Annotated in this window: 21 protein-coding genes and 1 pseudogene; 11 read left to right on the top strand and 11 right to left on the bottom strand. The window is 71.9% G+C overall.

The features are described from left to right. On the bottom strand, positions 1-252 hold a 252-nt coding region (locus ABT360_RS29855; protein ID WP_351823235.1), incomplete at its 3' end, for an SDR family NAD(P)-dependent oxidoreductase. Positions 253-438: 186 nt separating this feature from the next. Between ABT360_RS29855 and ABT360_RS29860 the strand changes: the two genes are divergently transcribed. Next, positions 439-1,059 (top strand): dihydrofolate reductase family protein, encoded by a 621-nt coding sequence (locus tag ABT360_RS29860; protein WP_351823238.1) that lies wholly within the window; start codon positions 439-441, stop codon positions 1,057-1,059. Between the two features lie 152 nt (positions 1,060-1,211). Here the strand turns inward: ABT360_RS29860 and ABT360_RS29865 are convergent, their stop codons facing one another. Beyond that, positions 1,212-1,340: a hypothetical protein gene (locus tag ABT360_RS29865; RefSeq protein ID WP_351823241.1), complete on the bottom strand. Its 129-nt coding sequence runs from the start codon at positions 1,338-1,340 to the stop codon at positions 1,212-1,214. Between ABT360_RS29865 and ABT360_RS29870 the strand changes: the two genes are divergently transcribed. From ABT360_RS29870 to ABT360_RS35455, 3 genes and pseudogenes are all read left to right on the top strand, one after another. Further along, on the top strand, positions 1,339-2,169 hold the full coding sequence (locus tag ABT360_RS29870) for a LuxR C-terminal-related transcriptional regulator (protein ID WP_351823244.1): 831 nt from the start codon (positions 1,339-1,341) through the stop codon (positions 2,167-2,169). The two genes, ABT360_RS29865 and ABT360_RS29870, sit on opposite strands and share 2 nt — an antisense overlap. A gap of 9 nt (positions 2,170-2,178) precedes the next feature. Further along, complete coding sequence (locus ABT360_RS29875; RefSeq protein ID WP_351823247.1) at positions 2,179-3,357, top strand: cytochrome P450 family protein; 1,179 nt, start codon at positions 2,179-2,181, stop codon at positions 3,355-3,357. A 14-nt stretch (positions 3,358-3,371) separates the two neighbouring features. Next, positions 3,372-3,573, top strand: a pseudogene (locus ABT360_RS35455) (thioesterase); the annotation flags it as partial. Between the two features lie 9 nt (positions 3,574-3,582). On the opposite strand, the gene ABT360_RS29880 reads toward ABT360_RS35455, so the two are convergent. Then, a complete protein-coding gene (locus ABT360_RS29880; protein ID WP_351823250.1) occupies positions 3,583-4,590 on the bottom strand; it encodes a Gfo/Idh/MocA family protein in 1,008 nt (335 codons plus the stop codon). A gap of 165 nt (positions 4,591-4,755) precedes the next feature. On the opposite strand from ABT360_RS29880, the gene ABT360_RS29885 reads away from it, so the two are divergent. The 7 genes from ABT360_RS29885 to ABT360_RS29915 all read left to right on the top strand — a co-directional run bounded on the left by ABT360_RS29885 (position 4,756) and on the right by ABT360_RS29915 (position 11,443). Then, the gene (locus tag ABT360_RS29885) at positions 4,756-5,475 is read left to right on the top strand and encodes a GntR family transcriptional regulator (RefSeq protein ID WP_351823310.1); all 720 of its coding nucleotides are present in this window, start codon (positions 4,756-4,758) and stop codon (positions 5,473-5,475) included. Between the two features lie 104 nt (positions 5,476-5,579). Further along, a complete protein-coding gene (locus ABT360_RS29890) occupies positions 5,580-6,584 on the top strand; it encodes a substrate-binding domain-containing protein (protein ID WP_351823253.1) in 1,005 nt (334 codons plus the stop codon). A gap of 83 nt (positions 6,585-6,667) precedes the next feature. Next, positions 6,668-7,690, top strand: coding sequence for a sugar ABC transporter substrate-binding protein (locus ABT360_RS29895; RefSeq protein WP_351823256.1), 1,023 nt, complete (start codon positions 6,668-6,670; stop codon positions 7,688-7,690). Then, a complete protein-coding gene (locus ABT360_RS29900; protein WP_351823259.1) occupies positions 7,687-8,748 on the top strand; it encodes an ABC transporter permease in 1,062 nt (353 codons plus the stop codon). Before ABT360_RS29895 ends, ABT360_RS29900 begins: the two co-directional genes overlap by 4 nt. Continuing rightward, positions 8,745-9,566, top strand: a complete 822-nt coding sequence (locus ABT360_RS29905) for an ATP-binding cassette domain-containing protein (RefSeq protein ID WP_351823262.1) — start codon at positions 8,745-8,747, stop codon at positions 9,564-9,566. The genes ABT360_RS29900 and ABT360_RS29905 overlap by 4 nt, the downstream gene beginning before the upstream one ends. 153 nt (positions 9,567-9,719) lie before the next feature. Beyond that, on the top strand, positions 9,720-10,877 hold the full coding sequence (locus ABT360_RS29910) for an ROK family glucokinase (RefSeq protein WP_351823265.1): 1,158 nt from the start codon (positions 9,720-9,722) through the stop codon (positions 10,875-10,877). Positions 10,878-10,879: 2 nt separating this feature from the next. Then, positions 10,880-11,443, top strand: a complete 564-nt coding sequence (locus ABT360_RS29915; protein WP_351823267.1) for a hypothetical protein — start codon at positions 10,880-10,882, stop codon at positions 11,441-11,443. Between the two features lie 118 nt (positions 11,444-11,561). On the opposite strand, the gene ABT360_RS29920 is transcribed toward ABT360_RS29915, so the two are convergent. From ABT360_RS29920 to ABT360_RS29955, 8 genes are all read right to left on the bottom strand, one after another. Continuing rightward, on the bottom strand, positions 11,562-12,845 hold the full coding sequence (locus ABT360_RS29920; RefSeq protein ID WP_351823270.1) for an MFS transporter: 1,284 nt from the start codon (positions 12,843-12,845) through the stop codon (positions 11,562-11,564). Next, the gene (locus ABT360_RS29925; RefSeq protein WP_351823273.1) at positions 12,842-13,663 is read right to left on the bottom strand and encodes a Rossmann-like domain-containing protein; all 822 of its coding nucleotides are present in this window, start codon (positions 13,661-13,663) and stop codon (positions 12,842-12,844) included. Before ABT360_RS29925 ends, ABT360_RS29920 begins: the two co-directional genes overlap by 4 nt. A gap of 39 nt (positions 13,664-13,702) precedes the next feature. Next, a complete protein-coding gene (locus tag ABT360_RS29930; RefSeq protein WP_351823276.1) occupies positions 13,703-14,482 on the bottom strand; it encodes a phytanoyl-CoA dioxygenase family protein in 780 nt (259 codons plus the stop codon). A 94-nt stretch (positions 14,483-14,576) separates the two neighbouring features. After that, the gene (locus tag ABT360_RS29935) at positions 14,577-15,611 is read right to left on the bottom strand and encodes a pyridoxal-phosphate dependent enzyme (protein ID WP_351823279.1); all 1,035 of its coding nucleotides are present in this window, start codon (positions 15,609-15,611) and stop codon (positions 14,577-14,579) included. A gap of 16 nt (positions 15,612-15,627) precedes the next feature. After that, positions 15,628-16,398 (bottom strand): methyltransferase, encoded by a 771-nt coding sequence (locus tag ABT360_RS29940; RefSeq protein ID WP_351823282.1) that lies wholly within the window; start codon positions 16,396-16,398, stop codon positions 15,628-15,630. 43 nt (positions 16,399-16,441) lie between these two features. Beyond that, positions 16,442-18,013, bottom strand: a complete 1,572-nt coding sequence (locus tag ABT360_RS29945; RefSeq protein ID WP_351823285.1) for an ABC transporter ATP-binding protein — start codon at positions 18,011-18,013, stop codon at positions 16,442-16,444. Further along, positions 18,010-18,819 (bottom strand): ABC transporter permease, encoded by an 810-nt coding sequence (locus ABT360_RS29950; protein WP_351823313.1) that lies wholly within the window; start codon positions 18,817-18,819, stop codon positions 18,010-18,012. Before ABT360_RS29950 ends, ABT360_RS29945 begins: the two co-directional genes overlap by 4 nt. Positions 18,820-18,824: 5 nt before the next feature. Then, entirely contained in the window at positions 18,825-19,772 is a 948-nt protein-coding gene (locus ABT360_RS29955) for an ABC transporter permease (protein WP_351823288.1), read from the bottom strand.

Here is a 19,772-nt window from a genome sequence, read left to right on the forward strand (position 1 = left end):
GGTGCCACTCCGTCGTGCGGGTGTTCGCGGGTATCGCCGCCATTGTGCTGGCGCTCGTCTCCTTGCCGCGTCGGCGCGCAGGGCGAGCCCGCGCCGCCCGGTCGCCTCGATCTTCCGTACGACCTCCCGCGCCGCCTCCTCGTCCTGTACGTAAGTGATCGCGACGTCCGCGCCCTGCTGGGCCGGCCGCAGCGCGGTCGCGGCGCCTCTGCCGCGGCTGCCGCCGGTGACCAGAGCCGTCCTGCTGTTCATGGTGCCTCCGTGCCCTCGACCAGAAGCGGTTGCGGGCTCCATCACACCGGAGGGGCGGTCCTGGCACCGGCGGGAAACGAACGCCGCATCCGGCGCCCGTCCACCGATGAGTTCCGTGCGGAGGCACGGTCTGAGCTTGTGACACACGATGAAGAACCGAAATCGACGAAACGAGAGGCACCGGCCATGGCCAAGCTCACCCTCACCACCTTCATGACACTGGACGGTGTGATGCAGGCACCCGGCGGCACCGAGGAGGACCGCACCGACGGCTTCGAGTACGGCGGCTGGAGCGTCCCCTTCGCGGACGAGGAGTTCGGCCGGTTCATGGACGAGGTGTTCGGGCGGGTGGACAGCTTCCTGCTCGGCCGGCGGACGTACGAGATCTTCGCCGCCTACTGGCCTCAGGTCACCGACGAGAACGACCCCATCGCGAGCCGGCTCAACGCCCTGCCCAAATACGTGATGTCGCGGACGCTCGACAAGGCCGAGTGGAACAACTCCACCGTCATCAGGGGCGACCTGACCGAGGAGGTGAACCGCCTCAAGCAGCAGCCGGGCAGGGAGGTCCAGGTCCACGGCAGTGCCCGGCTCGCCCAGAGCCTCATCGCCCTCGGGCTGGTCGACGAGGTGAACCTCCTGGTCTTTCCGGTCTTCCTCGGCAAGGGACGGCGCCTCTTCCCCGACGGCGGCACCCCGACCGCGTTCGAACTCACCGGCCACCGCACCACGTCCACGGGTGTCACCATCCAGACGTACCGGCCCACCGGGCCCGCGGAGTTCGGCACGTTCGCACTCGGCGAGTGAGCCGGTCCGGCTGCTCGGGCGCGGACGGGTACGGGTACTCATCCGCCGGCCGCACCCGGGAGGAACAGCGGCGGGCACGACCGACGCACCCTCCCGGCCCGCCCTCCGCAACCTCGGCTCCCCGCTCGTCCAAGGGGTGACCGGCCGACGCCCTACGCCTTCCGCAACCGGTCCGAGATCATCAGGACCGCGAAACCGACCACCGCGATCACGATGTCGGCGAACAGCCCCCGCCCGTGCAGGAACCCCACGTTCTCCGTCAGGTACCGGGTGAACCCCATGAACCGGAACGCCCCCGGCGACCACGAGGACGGCGACCGCCCCCAGCCCACCCTCGCCACCCTCGACGCGCTGATCGCCGAGTCCCGCGGAGCCGGCATGGAGGTCGCCCTCGACAACGGCATCGACGACCCCGGCGGCGTCCCCACCGCCACCGGCCGCACCGTCTACCGCATCGCCCAGGAGGGCCTGACCAACGCCCGCAAGCACGCCCCCGGCACCGAGGTGACCGTCACCGTCCGCGGCCGCCCCGGCGACGGGCTCACCGTCGACGTCCGCAACCCCGCCCCCACCGGCCCCGTCCCGCCCGTACCCGGATCCGGACAGGGGCTCATCGGCCTCATCGAACGCGCCACCCTCGCCGGCGGCCGCCTCACCCACAGAACCGCACCCGACGGCGGATTCGCCCTCCACGCCGACGAGCAGGTGCTGCGCGCGCTGAGGGCCGGCGCCGCCGGGTACGTCCTGAAGGACACCCCGCCCGCCGAGATCGTCGAGTCCGTACGGCGCGTCGCGGCCGGCGAGCCGGTCCTCTCCCCGGCCGTCACCCGCCGGCTGATGACCCATGTGGCGGGACGTGCGGCGGAGAACACCCGGCAGACCGCCGCGGCCGCCCGCCTCGCGGAACTGGCCGAGCGTGAACGGGAAGTGGCCCTCGCCGTCGGCCGGGGCCGCTCCAACGCCGAGATCGCCGCCACCCTCTACATGAGCGTGCCGACCGTGAAGACCCACGTTTCACGGATCCTCGCCAGACTCGGTCTCAACAACCGGGTCCAGATCGCCCTTCTGGTCCACGACGCCGGACTCCTCGACGGGGAGGAAGACGCTTAGGCTGGGCCGATGGCCACGGTCGATCTGAGCGAGTACGGCGAGGGCTTCACCGCCGACCCCTATCCGTACTACGCGAAACTCCGCGAGAGCGGCCCCGTCCACCACGTGCGCACGTCCCTCGGTGCCGAGGTCTGGCTGATCGTCGGCCATGCCGAGGCACGGGCCGCGCTCGCCGACCCCCGGCTGTCGAAGTCGTCGTCCACGGCCGGGTACCGGATGCTCGACGAAGCGGTCATCGGCCCCTACCTGCTGGTCCTCGACCCGCCCGACCACACCCGGCTGCGCGGACTGGTCGCCCGCGAGTTCACCGGGCGGCGCGTGCAGGCCCTCCGCCCGCGCGTCCAGGCCCTCACGGACCAGCTGCTCGACGCCATGGCGCCCGCCGGACACGCCGATCTCGTCGACGCGCTCGCCTTCCCGCTGCCCATCACGGTGATCTGCGAACTGCTCGGCGTCCCCGCCGCCGACCGGGACACGTTCCGCGCCTGGTCCCGCGAGATCGTCGCACCGAGGCGCGCGGACGAGGAGAACGCCGCCGTGCACGCGCTGGGCGACTACCTGGACGAGCTCATCGAGGACAAGCGGTGCGCCGGGCCCACCGACGACCTGCTCTCCGGGCTGCTGCACACCCGCCTGGAGGACGGCGACCGGCTGTCGGCCGCCGAACTGCGCGCCATGGCGTACCTGCTGCTGGTCGCCGGGCACGAGACGACGGTCAACCTCATCGCCAACGGCGTCCGCGCCCTCCTCGCCCACCCGGACCAACTGGCGGCCCTGCGCGCCGACTTCGGCCTGCTGGACGGCGCGGTGGAGGAGATGCTGCGCTTCGACGGTCCCGTCGAGACGGGTACGGCCCGGTTCGCGCGGGAGCCCGTACCGGTAGGGGACACGGTGATCCCGCAGGGGGCGACCGTCCTCGTCGGCCTCGGTGCCGGCGACCGCGACCCGGACAGGTTCCCGGACCCCGACCGCTTCGACATCCGCCGCGACACGGCCGGGCACCTGGCCTTCGGCCACGGCATCCACTACTGCCTCGGCGCCCCGCTGGCCCGCCTGGAGGGCCGGATCGCGATCCGTGCCCTGCTGGAGCGCTTCCCCTCCCTGACGCTCGACCCCTCGGCCGGGCCGCTGGACTGGCTGCCCGGCCTCCTCATGCGCGGCGTCCGCCGCCTTCCCGTCAGGTGGTGAGGAGGGATGTGACCGGCAGGGCCCTGGGCCCGGTGGTGCTGGCGGCCGGGCCTTCCATCCCGTAGGTCCGCCCCGCCGCCGGTCGCGCCCTGCCGGCCCGCGCCTGCCGTCGTCCACGCGGGCCGACGGCGGGCGGTGGTGCGCTGCGACCTGCCGGCGGTGGACGAGAACGGGACCGGGACCCTGTGCGCGGTGGCACAGGGCACGGTCCCGTAGGTGAGCGGATCAGAGCGCTGACGGGACCTCGTCCAGTCGCACCGGGCGGCGCTCGCGGCGGGACAGCTCGCACGCCTCGGCGACGCGCAGCGCCCGCAGCGCCTCCTGACCGTCGCACGGGTTGGCCAGCTCGCCGCGCGCGAGGTGGACGAAGGCGTCCAGCTCGGCCTCGTACGCCGGGGCGAACCGCTCAAGGAACCCCGGCCACGGCTTGTCGGCCGGGGGAGGCCCGAGCGGTTCGGTGGACGTGATCGGCGTCCGGTCGTCGAGGCCCACCGCGATCTGGTCGTGCTCGCCCGCCAGTTCCATCCGTACGTCGTACCCGGCGCCGTTGCAGCGGGTGGCCGTCGCCGTGGCGAGGGTGCCGTCGTCGAGCGTGAGGAGCACGGCCGCCGTGTCGACGTCACCCGCGTCGCGGAACATCGAGGGGCCGCCGTCCGAGCCCGTGGCGTACACCTCGGTGATCTCGCGGCCGGTGACCCAGCGGAGGATGTCGAAGTCGTGGACCAGGCAGTCGCGGTAGAGGCCGCCGGAGAGCGGGAGGTAGGCGGCGGGCGGCGGCGCCGGGTCGGAGGTGATGGCCCGGACCGTGTGCAGCCGGCCGATGCGCCCGGAGTGGACGGCGTCGCGGGCGGCCCGGTAGCCGGCGTCGAAGCGGCGCATGAAGCCCAGTTGGAGCTGGGTGCCGGCCGCCTCCACGTCGCGGAGCGCGTCGAGCGTGCCGGGCAGGTCGAGGGCGATGGGTTTCTCGCAGAAGGTGGGCAGGCCCGCGCGGGCGGCACGGGCGATGAGGTCGGCGTGGGAGGAGGTCGCCGAGGCGATGACCACCGCGTCCACGCCCCAGGCGAAGACGTCGTCGACGGTCGGCGCGGCCGTGGCGCCGGTGAGTTCGGCGACCTGGGCCGCCCGGCCGGGGTCGGCGTCGGCGACGACGAGACCCCCCACCTCGGGGTGGCGACTGAGCACGCCCGCGTGGAAGGTCCCGATACGTCCCGTTCCGATGAGTCCGATGCGCATGGCCCCCAAGGTGGGGCCGCGACTGTCATCGTGTCAAGCTTTTGTCCTGACAACATGACTTCACAACTTTCCGTCATCATTTCCTGTGGATAGGCTCGGCCCGTGCCCAAGCAGACCCGAGCAGCCAGAGAAGAGACCGGTTCCGTCGTGCGACTGCCGCTGAGCGTGGACCGCACCAGCCCGGTGCCGCTCTACTTCCAGCTCTCCCAGCAGCTGGAAGCGGCCATCGAGCGCGGGACGCTCACCCCGGGCAGCCTCCTCGGCAACGAGATCGAGCTGGCGAACCGGCTCGGCCTGTCCCGGCCGACCGTCCGCCAGGCCATCCAGGCCCTCGTCGAGAAGGGCCTGCTGGTGCGCCGCCGGGGTGTGGGCACCCAAGTCGTGCACAGCCAGGTCAAACGCCCCCTGGAGCTCAGCAGCCTGTACGACGACCTGGAGGCGGCCGGCCAGCGCCCCGCCACCGTCGTCCTGGCCAACCGCGTCGAGCCCGCCTCCGCCGAGGTCGCCGCCGCGCTCGGCGTACCGGAAGGCGCCGACGTCCGGTTCGTGGAGCGGCTGCGGTTCGCCCACAACGAGCCGATGGCGCGGCTGCGCAACCACCTCCCGCTGGGTCTGCTCGACCTGGACACCGAGCTGCTGGAGGGCACCGGCCTGTACCGGATGATGCGCACCGCGGGCATCACCCTGCACAGCGCCCGCCAGAAGGTCGGGGCCCGGGCGGCGACGAGCCCGGAGGCGGAGCTGCTCACCGAGGAGAAGGGTGCCCCGCTGCTGACCATGGAGCGGACCACCTTCGACGACACCGGCCGGGCGGTGGAGTTCGGCTCGCACATCTACCGGGCGTCGCGGTACGCCTTTGAGTTCCAGCTCCTGGTGCGCCCCTGACCGCGTAAGAATGTTCGGACAAAGTATTGACGGGCCCGCCCCACCCCCGTAGAAACTCACCCAGCCGCAATCGGGCGGCGCCGGGGAGACAAGGCGGACCCACGATGCGTACCACCCGCACGGCGGCAGCAGCCCTGCTGACCGCAGTCGCACTCACCGTCACCGCCGCCGGATGCAGCAGCTCGGGCGGCAAGGACTCCGAGAACGACACCACGGACACCTCCGGTGGCGGGAAACCCGCCGCCACCCCGCGCATGACCCTCGCGATGGTCACCCACTCCGGCGAGGGCGACACCTTCTGGGACATCGTCCAGAGCGGCGCCAAGACCGCAGCGGCCAAGGACAACGTCGAGTTCCTCTACGCCGCCAACAAGGAAGGCAAGGAGCAGGCCGCGCTCATCGACTCGTACGTGGCGAAGAAGGTCGACGGTCTGATCGTCACCCTCGCCAAGCCCGAAGCGGTCAAGGCGTCCGTCGCCAAGGCCGTCGCCGCCGGCATCCCGGTCGTGACGATCAACTCCGGTGGGCAGCACTCCAAGGCCTTCGGGGCGATCAGCCACATCGGCCAGGACGAGGCCGTGGCCGGCGAGGCCGTCGGCGAGGAGCTCACCGCACGCGGCAGGAAGAAGGCGCTCTGCGTCATCCACGAGCAGGGAAACGTTTCCCTCGAAGAGCGCTGCGCCGGGGTGAAGAAGACCTTCAAGGGCACCGTCGAGAACCTCAACGTCGAGGGCACCAACATGCCCGCCGCAACCTCCTCCATCGAGGCCAAGCTGCAGAGCGCCAAGGACATCGACGCCGTCGTCACCCTCGGCGCCCCCTTCGCCGCCGCCTCCGTCAAGGCCAAGCAGAGCGCCGGCTCCACCGCCGAGATCAACACCTTCGACCTCAACGCGGCCGTCGTCGCCCAGCTCAAGGCCAAGCAGATCGGCTTCGCCGTCGACCAGCAGCCCTACCTCCAGGGCTACCTCGCCGTCGACGGGCTCTGGCTCCACAAGGACAACCTCAACATCGTCGGCGGCGGCAAGCCGGTCCTCACCGGCCCGGCCCTCGTCACCGAGAAGGACGTACCGGTGCTGGAGGAACTGACCGGCCGCGGTACCCGATGAAATCCGGGCACATCACCATGACCCATACTTGGCCAGTCGTACGACAGCAAGCACAGCAAGCACAGCAAGAGGGGCACGGCGTCGTGGCAAGGGTTCGGACAGGGGTACGCGCGCTCCGCGCGGTGCTGGCGACGGTACTCGGAGTGTCCCTCGCGGGAGCCGTGGCGGGGTGCAGCGCCACCGGCGGCAAACGCGCCGAGGACGCCCGCAAGGCCGCCGCCCAGGGCCGGTCCGCCGTCGACACCCCGAAGTGGACCGTCGCCATGGTCACCCACTCCGGTGATGGCGACACCTTCTGGGACATCGTCCAGAACGGCGCCAAGCAGGCGGCCGTCAAGGACAACATCAACTTCCTGTACGCCCACAGCGACGAGGGCCAGCAGCAGGCGCAGCTCGTCGACTCCTACATCGACAAGAAGGTCGACGGCCTGATCGTCACCCTGGCCAAGCCCGACGCGATGAAGGCGTCCGTCGCCAGGGCCGTGAAGGCCGGCATCCCGGTGATCACCGTCAACTCCGGCTCGGAGCAGTCGAAGGCGTTCGGTGCCCTCGCCCACATCGGGCAGGACGAGACGATCGCGGGTGAGGCGGTCGGCGACGAGCTGGACGAGCGTGGCCGCAAGAAGGCCCTGTGCGTCCTGCACGAACAGGGCAACGTCGGCCATGAGCAGCGCTGCGCGGGAGTGAAGAAGACCTTCGACGGCGACTTGCAGAACCTGTACGTCGACGGCACCAACATGCCCGACGTCCAGGCCTCCCTCGAGGCCAAGCTCCAGACCGACCCCTCCATCGACGCCGTCGTCACGCTCGGCGCCCCGTTCGCGGACGCCGCCGTCCAGGCCAAGAAGTCCGCCGGGTCCGAGGCCGAGATCGACACCTTCGACCTCAACGCCAAGGTCGCCGCCGGCCTGAAGAGCAAGCAGCTGGGCTTCGCCGTCGACCAGCAGCCCTACCTCCAGGGGTACGAGGCCGTCGACCTGCTCTGGCTGTACCGGTACAACGCCGACGTGCTCGGCGGTGGCAGGCCGGTGCTGACCGGGCCGCAGATCATCACCGAGAAGGACGCCGCCGCGCTGGCGGAATTCACGGAGCGAGGAACCCGATGACCGCGACCGCACCACCCGTGAAGGGCAAGGACAGCGCCCCCGTCGACGAGCGCCTGCTGCGCACCTCGCCGCTGCGCAAGCTCCTCGGCCGCCCCGAGCTCGGCTCCGTCGTCGGAGCCGTCGCCGTCTTCCTCTTCTTCGCGATCGTCGCGGACAGCTTCCTGAGGGCCTCCAGCTTCGGCACGGTCCTCTACGCCGCCTCGACCATCGGCATCATGGCCGTCCCGGTCGCGCTGCTGATGATCGGCGGTGAGTTCGACCTGTCGGCCGGTGTGCTGGTCACGAGCGCGGCACTCGTCTCGTCGATGTTCAGTTACCAGATGACCGCCAACGTCTGGGTCGGCGTCGGTGTATCGCTCCTGGTCACCCTCGCCATCGGCGTCTTCAACGGCGTCATGCTGACCCGTACCAAGCTGCCGAGCTTCATCATCACGCTCGGTACGTTCCTGATGCTGACCGGCCTGAACCTCGGCCTGACCAAGCTGATCAGCGGCACCGTGTCGACCAGGACGATCGCCGACATGGAGGGCTTCTCCTCCGCCCAGGCGCTGTTCGCCTCCCACTTCTCCGTGGGCGGCATCGACATCAAGGTGACCATCCTGTGGTGGTTCGCCCTGGTGGCCCTCGCCACCTGGATCCTGCTGCGGACCCGGTTCGGCAACTGGATCTTCGCCGTCGGCGGCAACGCCGACGCCGCCCGCGCGGTCGGTGTCCCCGTCCGCACCACCAGAATCGGCCTCTACATGGGCGTGGCCTTCTGCGCCTGGGTGTCCGGACAGCACCTGCTGTTCTCGTTCGACGTCGTCCAGTCCGGCGAGGGCGTGGGCAACGAGCTGATCTACATCATCGCGGCCGTGATCGGCGGCTGCCTGATCACCGGCGGATACGGCTCGGCGATCGGTTCGGCGGTCGGCGCGTTCATCTTCGGCATGACCAGCAAGGGCATCGTGTACGCGGAGTGGAACCCGGACTGGTTCAAGTTCTTCCTCGGGGCGATGCTCCTTCTCGCGACCCTGCTCAACGCCTGGGTCCGCAAGCGCGCGGAGGCAACACGATGAGCACCCCCCTCGTACAGCTCGACGACGTCAGCAAGTACTACGGCAACATCCGCGCCCTCGAAGGTGTCTCCCTGGAGGTCCACGCGAGCGAGATCACGTGCGTCCTGGGCGACAACGGCGCCGGGAAGTCCACCCTCATCAAGATCATCGCCGGGCTGCACGCCCATGACGGCGGCACCCTGCGCATCGACGGCGAGGAGACCACCCTGTCCTCGCCGCGTGAGGCGCTGGACCGGGGCATCGCCACCGTCTACCAGGACCTGGCGGTCGTCCCGCTCATGCCGGTCTGGCGGAACTTCTTCCTCGGCTCCGAGCCCACCAAGGGCGTGGGTCCCCTCAGGCGCCTGGACGTCGACCTGATGCGCCGGACGACCCGTACCGAGCTGGCGCGCATGGGTATCGACCTGCGTGACGTGGACCAGCCGATCGGCACCCTGTCGGGCGGTGAGCGCCAGTGCGTGGCGATCGCCCGCGCCGTGTACTTCGGTGCCAAGGTGCTCGTGCTCGACGAGCCGACGGCGGCGCTCGGCGTCAAGCAGTCCGGCGTGGTCCTCAAATACGTGGCGGCCGCCCGCGACGCCGGGCTCGGCGTGGTGTTGATCACGCACAACCCGCATCACGCGTATCTGGTCGGTGACCGTTTCGTGCTGCTGAAGCGGGGCGTGATGTCGGCGAGCCACACCAAGGACTCCGTCACACTCGACGAACTCACCCGCCAGATGGCGGGCGGCAGCGAGCTCGAGGACCTCCGCCACGAGCTGGAACGAGCCCCGGCCCCCACCCAGGTCGGCGGCCACGACGTTCCCCCTACGTCCTGAGGGCGTGGGGGGACCCCCGCGCCGGTCACCGCTCCCTGAGCACGGCGCGCCCCCGCCCCCGGCCGCGTACCTGGCAGAATCGGGGGCGGCGGGCACCGTCCGCCGCCGGGCCCCCCACCTCCCGGCCCCCCCACCACCAGGACGACAGGACCCGTGAGCACGTACCGCGATTCCGCCCATCGGGGCTCCGCCCGCGCCACCGTCCTGCGGACCGTCTCGGCCCGCGAGCGCCGCTCGCACCTGACCGCGCCCCGCGTCCCCACCGTCGGCATCGACATCGGTGGTACGAAGGTGATGGCGGGCGTCGTCGACGCCGACGGCGTGATCCTCGAGCAGATCAAGACCGAGACGCCGGACAAGTCCAAGAGCGCCAAGGTCGTCGAGGACACCATCACCGAACTGGTCCTGGACCTCTCCGACCGGCACGATGTGCACGCGGTGGGCATCGGCGCCGCCGGCTGGGTCGACGCCGACCGCAGCCGCGTCCTGTTCGCCCCGCACCTGGCCTGGCGCAACGAGCCGCTGCGCGACTCGCTCCAGGCCCGGCTCGCCGTCCCCGTCATGGTCGACAACGACGCCAACACCGCGGCCTGGGCGGAGTGGCGGTTCGGCGCCGGCCGCGGCGAGGACCACCTGGTCATGATCACGCTCGGTACCGGTATCGGCGGCGCGATCCTGGAGGGCGGCCAGGTCAAGCGGGGCAAGTACGGCGTCGCCGGCGAGTTCGGCCACATGCAGGTGGTGCCCGGCGGCCACCGCTGTCCGTGCGGCAACCGCGGCTGCTGGGAGCAGTACAGCTCCGGCAACGCCCTCGTCCGGGAGGCCCGCGAGCTGGCGGCGGCCGATTCGCCGGTCGCGTACAACATCATCGAGCGGGTCAAGGGCTCCGTACCCGACATCACCGGCCCGCTGATCACCGAGCTCGCCCGTGAGGGCGACGCGATGTGCATCGAGCTGTTCCAGGACATCGGCCAGTGGCTCGGTGTCGGCATCGCCAACCTGGCCGCGGCCCTCGACCCGTCCTGCTTCGTGATCGGCGGTGGCGTCAGCGCCGCCGACGACCTGCTCATCGGCCCCGCCCGGGACGCCTTCCGCCGCCACCTCACCGGCCGCGGCTACCGTCCCGAGGCCCGCATCGCCAAGGCCCAGCTCGGCCCCGAGGCCGGTATGGTCGGCGCCGCCGACTTGGCCCGGCTGGTCGCGCGCCGCTTCCGCCGCGCCAACCGCCGCCGGCTGGAGCGCTACGAGAAGTACGAGCGGTACGCCCAGGCCATCCGCAACGGCCGCATCACCACCTCCCAGGAACCGTAGTCATGGCAGTGACGTCCGTACTGAACCAGCCCGCCTCCCCGGAGGAGCGCCGGCGCATGATCCGCCGCCGTGTCCTGACGGCCGTCGTCATCGTGCTGCTCATCGGCATCCCGGCCGGCTACCTGGTGATCTCCGCCCAGCAGAGCCGCGCCAGCGGCCGCGACAAGGAGGCCGAGTCGTCCGTCACCGGACTGCGCGACAGCTGGCCGTCCAAGATGAAGCGCCGCGTCTTCGAGGTCCCGATCCCGGGCGGCTCGACCGAGGTCGCCTACTTCGAGACGAGCAACTGGAAGTCGAGCAGGCTGTACGTCGAGTTCACCACCACCGGTACGGGGCTGGACGACTTCCTCAACGACGTCGGTACGAGCCGCGCCGCGCTCGACGCCGACGACGTCACCATCAGCGACCGCGACGCCCGCACCGTGGGCTGGAAGTTCCCGGCGGGCCGCGACTGGTCCGCGACCACGCACCGCCAGAAGGACCCGCGCCCCACCCAGGACATCACCGTCGACCTCACCGACCCGGCTGCGCCACGGGTGTACGTCGTCTCGACGGCGACTCCCTGACCTGACCTGACCGGTACCGCTCCGGCGGCGCGAAAGTCCTGAACCCGCGGACCCCCCACGGGGGCGAAAGGCCCGTAGGGGTCCGCGTCGGCCGGGGCGTCACCACACCGCGAGGCGTTCAGTCCTTCGCGCTCGCCGAGGAGCGGCTGACCATGCGGGCGAAGACGAGTGCCGCGAGGGTCAGCCCCCCGAGCGCCGCGGCCGTGCCCGGGTATCCGCCCAGGCCCAGGCCCACGCCGCCGAGACCGGCGCCGAGGAAGACGCCGAAGCTCATCCCGGCGGCGTTGACGCTCAGCGCCGTGCCGCGGAGGGAGCCGCAGCGCCGTACCAGCAGCGTGGTGACGCAGGCGGCCACCGTCGCGTGACCGGCGCCGATCAGCGCGGTCAGGGGAAGGGCCAGGAGCAGGGAGTGGGTGAAGAAGACGCCCACCAGCGCCGCCATGGCCACCAGCAGAGCGAGTGCCATCAGCCGCTCGCCGGGGATCTTCGGGCGCTCGGCGCTCAGCAGGCGGCCGGCGAGGAGGTTGCCCAGGAAGAACGAGGTTCCGCTCAGGGTCCAGACGATCGCGAAGACACCCGGGTCCAGGCCGAAGCGCTCGTCGTAGAAGGCCGCGAGGTAGGCGAGGTAGCCCATGAACGCCGCCGTACGGAGCATGGCGACGCACAGCAGCGGGACCACGCCGGGCAGGGCGCCCAGCAGCTTGAACGAGGCGAGGTAGCCCGGCCGCGGCTCCTTGCCCGCACCCTCTTCGGCCTTCTCGGCACGCTCGGGACGGCGGCTCCGGAGGAGGAAGTACAGGGCGAGTACGGAGGAGACGGCGGCGATCGCCCACAAGTCCCCCTGCCAGCCCCACAGCACGGCGGGCAGGGCCACCAGGGGCGCGGCCAGGAGCGCCGTGAGCGACTGGGTGGCGGTGATGAGGGTCGCCGCCCGGCCCGCGGCGGCGCCGTTGCCGAAGCGGTCGGCCGCCGCCGCCGTGAGCGCCGGGTTGAGCACGGCCGTACCGGCGCCGACGAGCAGGCAGAACGCGGCCAGCAGCAGGAACTCACCGGTGGCGCCGAGGGCCGCCGAGAGGGCCAGCACCGCCAGCCCGCCGGCCGCCGCCCACTCCTTGCGTACGCGGTCGATCAGCGGAGCCAGCGCGGTGCCCACGGCCAGGGCGGCGAGGCCGCCGAGGCCGCGCAGCTGGCCCAGGGCCGCGACGCCGCCGTCCGACGCGTCGGCGATGGGGACGAGGAACGTGCTGTAGATGGTGAAGGGCACCAGCCCCACGGCCGAGGCGACCATGAACGGCCACAGCACGCGGGTCATCCGCCAGTCGCTCGGTACGGCGTCGGCGTCGGCGCCGCTCGCCGCGCCGGCTCCGACGGGGGCCGCCGGGTCCTTGGTCTCGCTGCTCATGCGGTCGCCGCCCGGTACCGGTACAGCGCGGTCGCGTCGGCGCTGAACTGGGAGAAGGGGAAGGGCTCCGCGGAGAGCGCGGTGAGGCCCGCGCCCAGGAAGGCGCGCGCCACCGCGCTGCCGGTCTGGGCGTACACGACGAGCGGCATCTCGTGCTTGCGGCAGTGGTCCAGGATGACGTCGAAGCTGCCGTTGCTGAGGGTCATGCCGGTGGCGACCACCGCGTCGGCGCCGGCCAGTACCTGGGCCATGTCGTCCGTGACCGGGTCACCCCAGTTGGTGGTGCGCAGGTTGAAGTCGCAGGGCAGCGGGACGCCGCCCTGGTCGCGTATCGCCGCGACCAGCGGGTTGACGACGCCTATCAGGGCGACCTTGGCGCCGGCGGGAATGTCGAGCAGTCCGGCGACGGCCGCGTCCCGGGCCTGTGCCCGTGTCTCGGGCGTGCCGGTCGGCAGCGTGACGGTCTCCGCGTCGGGAGCAGTGCGGTGGGGCCGGACGCGGCCGAGGTAGGCGTCCAGGGCGGCGATGCGTACGGGGGCCGACGCGTGCCGGATGAGGTGGTCGAGGGTGTACCCCGAGGCGTCGGCGCAGAAGTCCGGGGCGAGCTCGCCGGCCTCGAAGGAGGAGGCGCCGAACGCGTCACCGGACCGCAGCAGCAGGTAGTGGTTGCGGTAGGTGACCTGGCTTCCGGCCAGTCGGGTGGTGTGGTGGAGCCAGAACGCGCTGGTGACGGTCAGCTCCTGGGGAGGCGGCCCGTAGGCACCGTCCAGAACCGCCTGCTGGAGGTCGGGCACGGAGTACGGCTGTGAGGAAGACATGGCGGGTTCTTTCTTCTGTGTCTGCGTATGGGGGGTTGGTCAGGGCAGGTCGGCGAGCCGTTCGTGCCGGTACGGCAACCGGTCGAGCGTCGGGCGCCCGGCGGGCTGGAAGCACAGGAGCAGGGAACGGCGGTCGCGTGTGGTGGTGTTGGGGCCGGAGCGGTGCACGAGGAGACCGGGAAACATCAGGACCGAGCCGGCTGGTGCTTCGACCGTCACCGCGCCGTCCACGTCCGTCCGCGCGGTGTCGACGAGCAGCCCGGTGGGTTCGGCGCGGTCGCGCGGTGCGGGTCCGGCCAGATGACTGCCCGGGACGATCTCCAGGGCGCCGTTGTCGGCCGTCACCTCGTCGAGGAAGATCATCGCGGTGGCGATGTCCCGGGCGTCGGGACCCGCGCAGCAGTACCAGTACGGATGATCCTGGTGCCAGCGGAACTCCGAACCGACGCCCGCCCGCTTGAAGTTGAGCTTCGAGGTGAACGGTCCGAGGCGTGCGGTGTCCAGCAGGCCGCGCATGGGCGCGGTGAGCCGCTCGTCGGTCCACAGCACGTCCAGTGCGGGGTCCAGCCGCGTGACCGGGGACAGGCTGCGGACGACGGGCGGACGGGCGTCCGGCTCCCAGTGGACGGTCGCGCCGTCCACCTTCTCCAGCCGGTGCCCGTCCGGCCACACGGTGACCTGTGTTTCCCCCTTCAGGGCGCGCTCGGTGACCCGTTCGAGTACGGACTCCGCGACGTGGCCCAGGGCCGCGGTCTCGGCGGGGCCGAAGAGCCGGGGCAGCAGGACGAAGCCACATGTGCGCTCGTCGGTGAGGGACATGGCACGGGCTCCTTCCGGAAGGGGGGACGGACGGACGGGAGGTGCGGGCGTACCGGAACCACGGGAGGTGGGTCCGGGGCCGCCCGGAAGGACGTCAGGCGGCGCCGGGCACCAGGAGCGCTTCGCCGCGCAGGAGCGCGCTGTCGCGGGGCGGCCAGTCCATCGCCGACCACGGGTGCCGCAGCTCCTCCTGGGCCGTGACCTCGTGGGGACGCATCGCGCCGAGGCCGATGGCCTGCGGGTGGTTGGCGTAGGCGCTGTCCACGTACCGGTGCCCGGTGTCGGCGGCGAGGAAGACGTACGTCCTGGAGTCGTCGCGTTCCCGCTCCCAGAGGGTGGCCAGGTAGGCCGCGCCGGCGGAGAGGCCGGCGAAGATGCCGCTGGCCCGCAGGAGTTGGACCGCGCCGGACATGGCGTAGTCGAAGTTCACCCAGTGGATGCGGTCGTACAGGTCCTGGCGGACGTTCTGGAAGGGGATGGAACTGCCGATCCCGGCGATGATCATGTCCGGGTCGGAGACGTGTTCGGCGCCGAAGGTGACGCTGCCGAAGGGCTGGACTCCGATGAGCGCGACGTCCCGCCCAGCCTCGCGCAGATACGTCGAGATGGCCCCCGTGGACGCCCCGGTGCCGACCCCGCCGACCAGGGCCAGCGGCCCCTCGGGCACTTCCTTGGCGATCAGGTCGGCGACGTCGCGGTAGCCGAGGTAGTGGATGGAGTCGTGGTACTGCCGCATCCAGTGGTAGTCGGGGTTCTCCTGGAGCAGTTCGCCGATGCGTTCGACCCGGAGGTTCTGGTCGAGGCGAAGGTTCTTGGAGGGGCGGACCTGCTCCAGGGTGGCGCCGAGGATCTCCAGCTGGACGCGGAGCGTACGGTCCACCGTGGTCGAGCCGACGATGTGGCACCTCAGGCCGTACCGGTGGCAGGCGAGGGCCAGCGCATGGGCGTAGATGCCGCTGGAGCTGTCGATGAGCGTGTCACCCGGCTTGACCCGGCCGGTCTCCAGCAGGTGGCGTACGGCGCCGAGCGCCGAGTACAGCTTCATGGTCTCGAAGCGCAGGCAGATCGCTCCCGGCGGCACGGTGACCACATCGGGTTCCTTGACCGCTTCGGCTATGTGCTCGTGCATGTCTCTCTCTTCCCGGTCAGGCGGCGGCGTGGTCGCGACGCAGCTTGAAGAGGTACGCCTGGCAGTTGTCGCCCTCCCAGGTCTGGCGGTGTGTGATCTCCGGCCGGAAGCCGGCCTCGATGGCGTACGCGACGATGTTCTTGAGCTCCGAGGTGTTCGACACGATCAGGTGGATCTCGCCGTCGGGGGTGAGCAGATCGCGGTCCGTGATCTGGTCGAAGAAGCGCGTCACGATGTCGATGCCCACGCAGACGTTGCGGATGACCGTCGGGTCGTCACTGGTCCTGGTGCTGACGGCGGGCGGGTTGAAGGTGATGACGTCGAGGCGCGCGGAGGAGGGGAACTCCTCGAAGAGGTTGGACACCAGCGGGCGGAAGGCGGTCTCGGGCCGGTCGCCGACGATGCGCTCGTAGTGGGCGGCGGCCGTGGCGACGCTGTCCGGGTGGACGTCGGCGGCGTAGACCTCGCGCGCGCCCATGACCCCGGCGATCACGGCCTCGACGCCGAGTCCGGCGCCGACGGCCGCGTACGACCGGCCCTTGAGCGCGATGGTGCCGTCCAGCAGCCGGTCGTGGATGATGCGGCTGGTGTCGCCGGGCCTGAAGACGCCCGGCGGCAGCTCGAACGTCCAGCCGTTGTACGTGTAGGTGCGGCGGGTGTGTATGTCGGACTTCGCGCTGTTGATGGCGAGGATCTCGTCCCGGGGCAGGGTGTCGGGCAGCGCGTCGAGCAGTGCCCGGGCGTCGGCCTGTGCGGCCGTGGCGCCCGCTGCGGTCCGGTCGGTCATGGGTCCTCCGTGATCGGGGATGCGTGGCTGAACGTCGTGGGGGTCAGGCGCCGGACACGGACGGGGCGGTCAGGTCGGTGGCCGCCGGAGCCGTACCGAGGTCCATGGCGCTGACCAACTGCCGGGTCAGGGTGGCCCGGGGGGCGTGCAACACCTGGTCGGGTGTGCCGGATTCGACGACGTGTCCGCCGTCGATGACGACGATGTGGTGGGCCACGGCGGCGAGGAGTTCCAGGTCGTGGCTGACCCAGAGCAGCGCGGTGCCGTGCTCCTGACGGAGCCGGGCGAGTTCGCCGAGAACCGCTCGGGTCGCGTCGGCGTCGAGGGCGGTGGTGATCTCGTCGCAGATCAGGACGTCGGGCGCGGCGAGTACGGCACGGGCGAGCGCCGCCCGCTGCAGTTCGCCGCCGGACAGGCCACCGGGACGGCGCTCCACCGTGCCGGCGGCCAGCCCCAGCCGGGCCAGCAGCTCCAGAGCCTCGCGCCGTGCCTCACCGGCGTCCCGGCCCCGCAGCCGTACCGCGGTACGGGCGACCTGCTCGGCGACCGGTCGCCGCTCGTCGAAGGAGCTGCGCACCTCCTGCCAGACGTACTGCACCCGCTGCTTCTGCTCCGTGGTGCGGCGGCGCAGGACGGGAAGCGGCCGGCCGTCCAGGAGAATCCGGCCGCGGTGACGCTCGTGGAGCCCGGCGACGCAGCGGGCCAGAGTGGTCTTGCCGCTGCCGGACAGGCCGGCCACACCGACGCAGGCCCCGGCGGGCAACTGGAGGTCGACGCCGTGCAGGACCGGGCCCCGGCCCCGGCCGTGGAGGTGGGCGGAGAGGTTGCGTACGTCGAGCACGGCAGGCCCGTCGGCGTCGCGGGGCGTGTGCCGCGAGGCGGTCACCGGGCGCCGGGCGGGCAGGGCGTCGGCCGCGCCCCCCGACGCCGTCACACGGCCCCGGTGCAGGACGACCACGTGGTCGGCGAGCGCCCGGACCAGGTCGTGGTCGTGGCTGAGCAGCAGGATCGCCGGCCCGCCGCGGGCGAGCTCGGCCAGCTCTCCGGCGAGCCGCATGCGGGTCACCGTGTCGAGTCCGGTGCTCGGCTCGTCCAGGACCAGCACCCGGGGCCGGCACACCAGGGTCTGGGCGAGCGCGACGCGCTGGCGCTGGCCGCCGGAGAACTGGTGCGGGAAGCGCCGCTCCGTGTCCCGTCCGGTGGGCAGTTGGGCGGCCTGGAGCGCCTCGGTCACCGGCGCGGGACCCGCGGAGCGGTGCAGGCGGGCCAGCTCGGCGAGGACGGCGCCGGTGCGGCGGGCCGGGTTGAGGGCGCTGCCCGGGTGCTGGGGCATGTACGCGACCACCCGGCCGCGCAGCCCGGTCGCCTCGTCCGTGATCCCGTCCTCGTCCACGACGGTCACGGAGCCGGCCGTCACCCGTCCGGTGAGATGCACACCCGGGCCCGCCTCGCCCAGCAGCGCCAGGGCCGCCGTGGTCTTGCCGCTGCCCGAAGGACCGACGAGCGCGGTGACCTGCCCCTCGTGGAGGTCGAAGTCCACCGCGTCGAGGAGCACCGTCTCCCCGGCCCGCGCGGTGAGCCCGCGCACGGTGACGAAGGGTGTCTCCGCGGTCATCGAACAGCCTCCTGCGTACGGCGGGAGCGGGCCAGCAGGCGGTCGGCGAGCAGGTTGAGCCCCACGGTGAACATGACGAGCATCAAGGCGGGTGCCAGCACGGCCCACGGCTGGAGCAGCAGAGCCTCGCGGCTGCGGGCGATGCTCACCGCCCAGTCGGGCGCGGTCGGGTCCAGTCCCAGACCGAGGAAGTTGGCCGAACCGACGAGGAAGACGGCGAGGGTGATCCGGGTGCCGATGTCGGCGGCGACCGGGGACAGCACCGAGCGGGCCACGTGGTCCAGTTGGATGCGGGCGCGGGACTCGCCCTGCACCCGCAGCGCCTCGGTGACGGGGCCGCTGGCCGCGTCCAGGGCGGCGGCCCGCACCAGCCGTGCCACGGGTGGCACGTTGACGGCCGCCACCGCGAGGGCGATGGCGACGGGGGACCCGCGCCAGCCGACCGCCACCACGCTGATCACCAGCAGCGTGGGCACGGGGAGCAGGACGTCCAGGGGGCGGATCAGCAGCTCGTCCGCCCACCGGCGGCGGGCGGAGGCCGCCAGCAGCCCCACCAGCCCGCCCACCAGGTAGGCGACCGCGACCGCGCCGAGCGCCATGCCCAGCGCGCTGCGTCCACCGTGCAGCAGCAGGGCCAGTACGTCCCGGCCCAGCCCGTCGGTGCCGAGCGGGTGTTCACCGCCACTTCCCGCGTACGGCATGAACGCCCCGGGGGCCGCCGGGCGGGCGAGCCATGGCCCGACGAGGGCGATGCCGGCCGGTACCACCAGCAGCAGCCCACCGACGGACGCCACCGGCATGGTCATCGCCTTCACCGGAGGACCTCCGTCCGTGGTACGAGTCGATGGCAGACCAGATCCGCCGCGAGACTGAACAGCAGGGCCGCCACGGCGACGACCAGGGCCAGCCCCTGCACCGTGGGCACGTCCCGGGCCTCCACGGCTCTCACGAGAGCGGTGGCCACTCCGGGGATCGCGAAGACCGCCTCGACGATCAGCACACCGCCGACCAGGTTGTCGCCCACCCGGGCCAGCTCCTGGATGGCGGGGACCGCGGCGTTGGGCAGCACGTGCCGCAGCAGCAGCGTCCGGCGCGGCACACCCAGGCGCCGTGCCTGGACGACGTAATCGGCCTTGAGGACCGTCACCATGCCCGCCCGTACCTGCCGGGAGAGCAGGCAGATCAGGCGGGCCGCCACCACCGTGACCGGCAGCACCAGCAGCGCCGGCTCGACGACCAGGTCGGCCGCGCCCACACCGACCCAGGTCGCCGGGAACCAGCCCAGCCGCAGTGACAGACCGGCCACCAGCAGCAACGCGAGCACGAAGTCGGGCACGGCGTTCAGCGCGAGCGTCACGGACGTGACCGCCCGGTCGAGGCGGCGGCCCTCCCGCAAGCCGGAGACGATGCCGAGCAGCACCGCCAGGGGCACGACGACCGCGAAGGTCACCGCGGCCAGCACCAGCGTGGTGCCGGCCGACTCGGTCAGGATGTCCAGCACCGGGCCGCCGCTGACCAGCGACGTGCCCAGGTCACCGGTGAGCACGCCCTGCGCCCAGTCCGTGAAGCGTTCCAGGGCCGGCCGGTCCAGCTGGAGCTGCGCGCGCAGCGCCGCCACCTGCTCGGGCGTGGCGTCCTCGTTGTTGCGGACATCGGCCGCGTCACCGGGCAGCAGCGAGGTCAGGAGGAACACCAGCACTGCGAGCAGGACCAGTTGTACGGCTCCGGCGGCGAGCCGTTGCAGGGCGTACCCACGCAT

The organism is Streptomyces sp. NPDC000229 (assembly GCF_040300825.1).
Classification (GTDB): Bacteria; Actinomycetota; Actinomycetes; order Streptomycetales; family Streptomycetaceae; genus Streptomyces.

What these genes read in the sequence shown, in the direction of transcription:
- ABT360_RS29860 (WP_351823238.1), top strand. Translation starts at nt 439, where the DNA reads ATGGCCAAGCTCACCCTCACCACCTTCATGACACTGGACGGTGTGATG.
- ABT360_RS29870 (WP_351823244.1), top strand. Translation starts at nt 1,339, where the DNA reads ATGAACCGGAACGCCCCCGGCGACCACGAGGACGGCGACCGCCCCCAG.
- ABT360_RS29865 (WP_351823241.1), bottom strand. Translation starts at nt 1,340, where the DNA reads ATGGGGTTCACCCGGTACCTGACGGAGAACGTGGGGTTCCTGCACGGG.
- ABT360_RS29875 (WP_351823247.1), top strand. Translation starts at nt 2,179, where the DNA reads ATGGCCACGGTCGATCTGAGCGAGTACGGCGAGGGCTTCACCGCCGAC.
- ABT360_RS29880 (WP_351823250.1), bottom strand. Translation starts at nt 4,590, where the DNA reads ATGCGCATCGGACTCATCGGAACGGGACGTATCGGGACCTTCCACGCG.
- ABT360_RS29890 (WP_351823253.1), top strand. Translation starts at nt 5,580, where the DNA reads ATGCGTACCACCCGCACGGCGGCAGCAGCCCTGCTGACCGCAGTCGCA.
- ABT360_RS29900 (WP_351823259.1), top strand. Translation starts at nt 7,687, where the DNA reads ATGACCGCGACCGCACCACCCGTGAAGGGCAAGGACAGCGCCCCCGTC.
- ABT360_RS29905 (WP_351823262.1), top strand. Translation starts at nt 8,745, where the DNA reads ATGAGCACCCCCCTCGTACAGCTCGACGACGTCAGCAAGTACTACGGC.
- ABT360_RS29915 (WP_351823267.1), top strand. Translation starts at nt 10,880, where the DNA reads ATGGCAGTGACGTCCGTACTGAACCAGCCCGCCTCCCCGGAGGAGCGC.
- ABT360_RS29920 (WP_351823270.1), bottom strand. Translation starts at nt 12,845, where the DNA reads ATGAGCAGCGAGACCAAGGACCCGGCGGCCCCCGTCGGAGCCGGCGCG.
- ABT360_RS29925 (WP_351823273.1), bottom strand. Translation starts at nt 13,663, where the DNA reads ATGTCTTCCTCACAGCCGTACTCCGTGCCCGACCTCCAGCAGGCGGTT.
- ABT360_RS29930 (WP_351823276.1), bottom strand. Translation starts at nt 14,482, where the DNA reads ATGTCCCTCACCGACGAGCGCACATGTGGCTTCGTCCTGCTGCCCCGG.
- ABT360_RS29935 (WP_351823279.1), bottom strand. Translation starts at nt 15,611, where the DNA reads ATGCACGAGCACATAGCCGAAGCGGTCAAGGAACCCGATGTGGTCACC.
- ABT360_RS29940 (WP_351823282.1), bottom strand. Translation starts at nt 16,398, where the DNA reads ATGACCGACCGGACCGCAGCGGGCGCCACGGCCGCACAGGCCGACGCC.
- ABT360_RS29945 (WP_351823285.1), bottom strand. Translation starts at nt 18,013, where the DNA reads ATGACCGCGGAGACACCCTTCGTCACCGTGCGCGGGCTCACCGCGCGG.
- ABT360_RS29950 (WP_351823313.1), bottom strand. Translation starts at nt 18,819, where the DNA reads ATGACCATGCCGGTGGCGTCCGTCGGTGGGCTGCTGCTGGTGGTACCG.
- ABT360_RS29955 (WP_351823288.1), bottom strand. Translation starts at nt 19,772, where the DNA reads ATGCGTGGGTACGCCCTGCAACGGCTCGCCGCCGGAGCCGTACAACTG.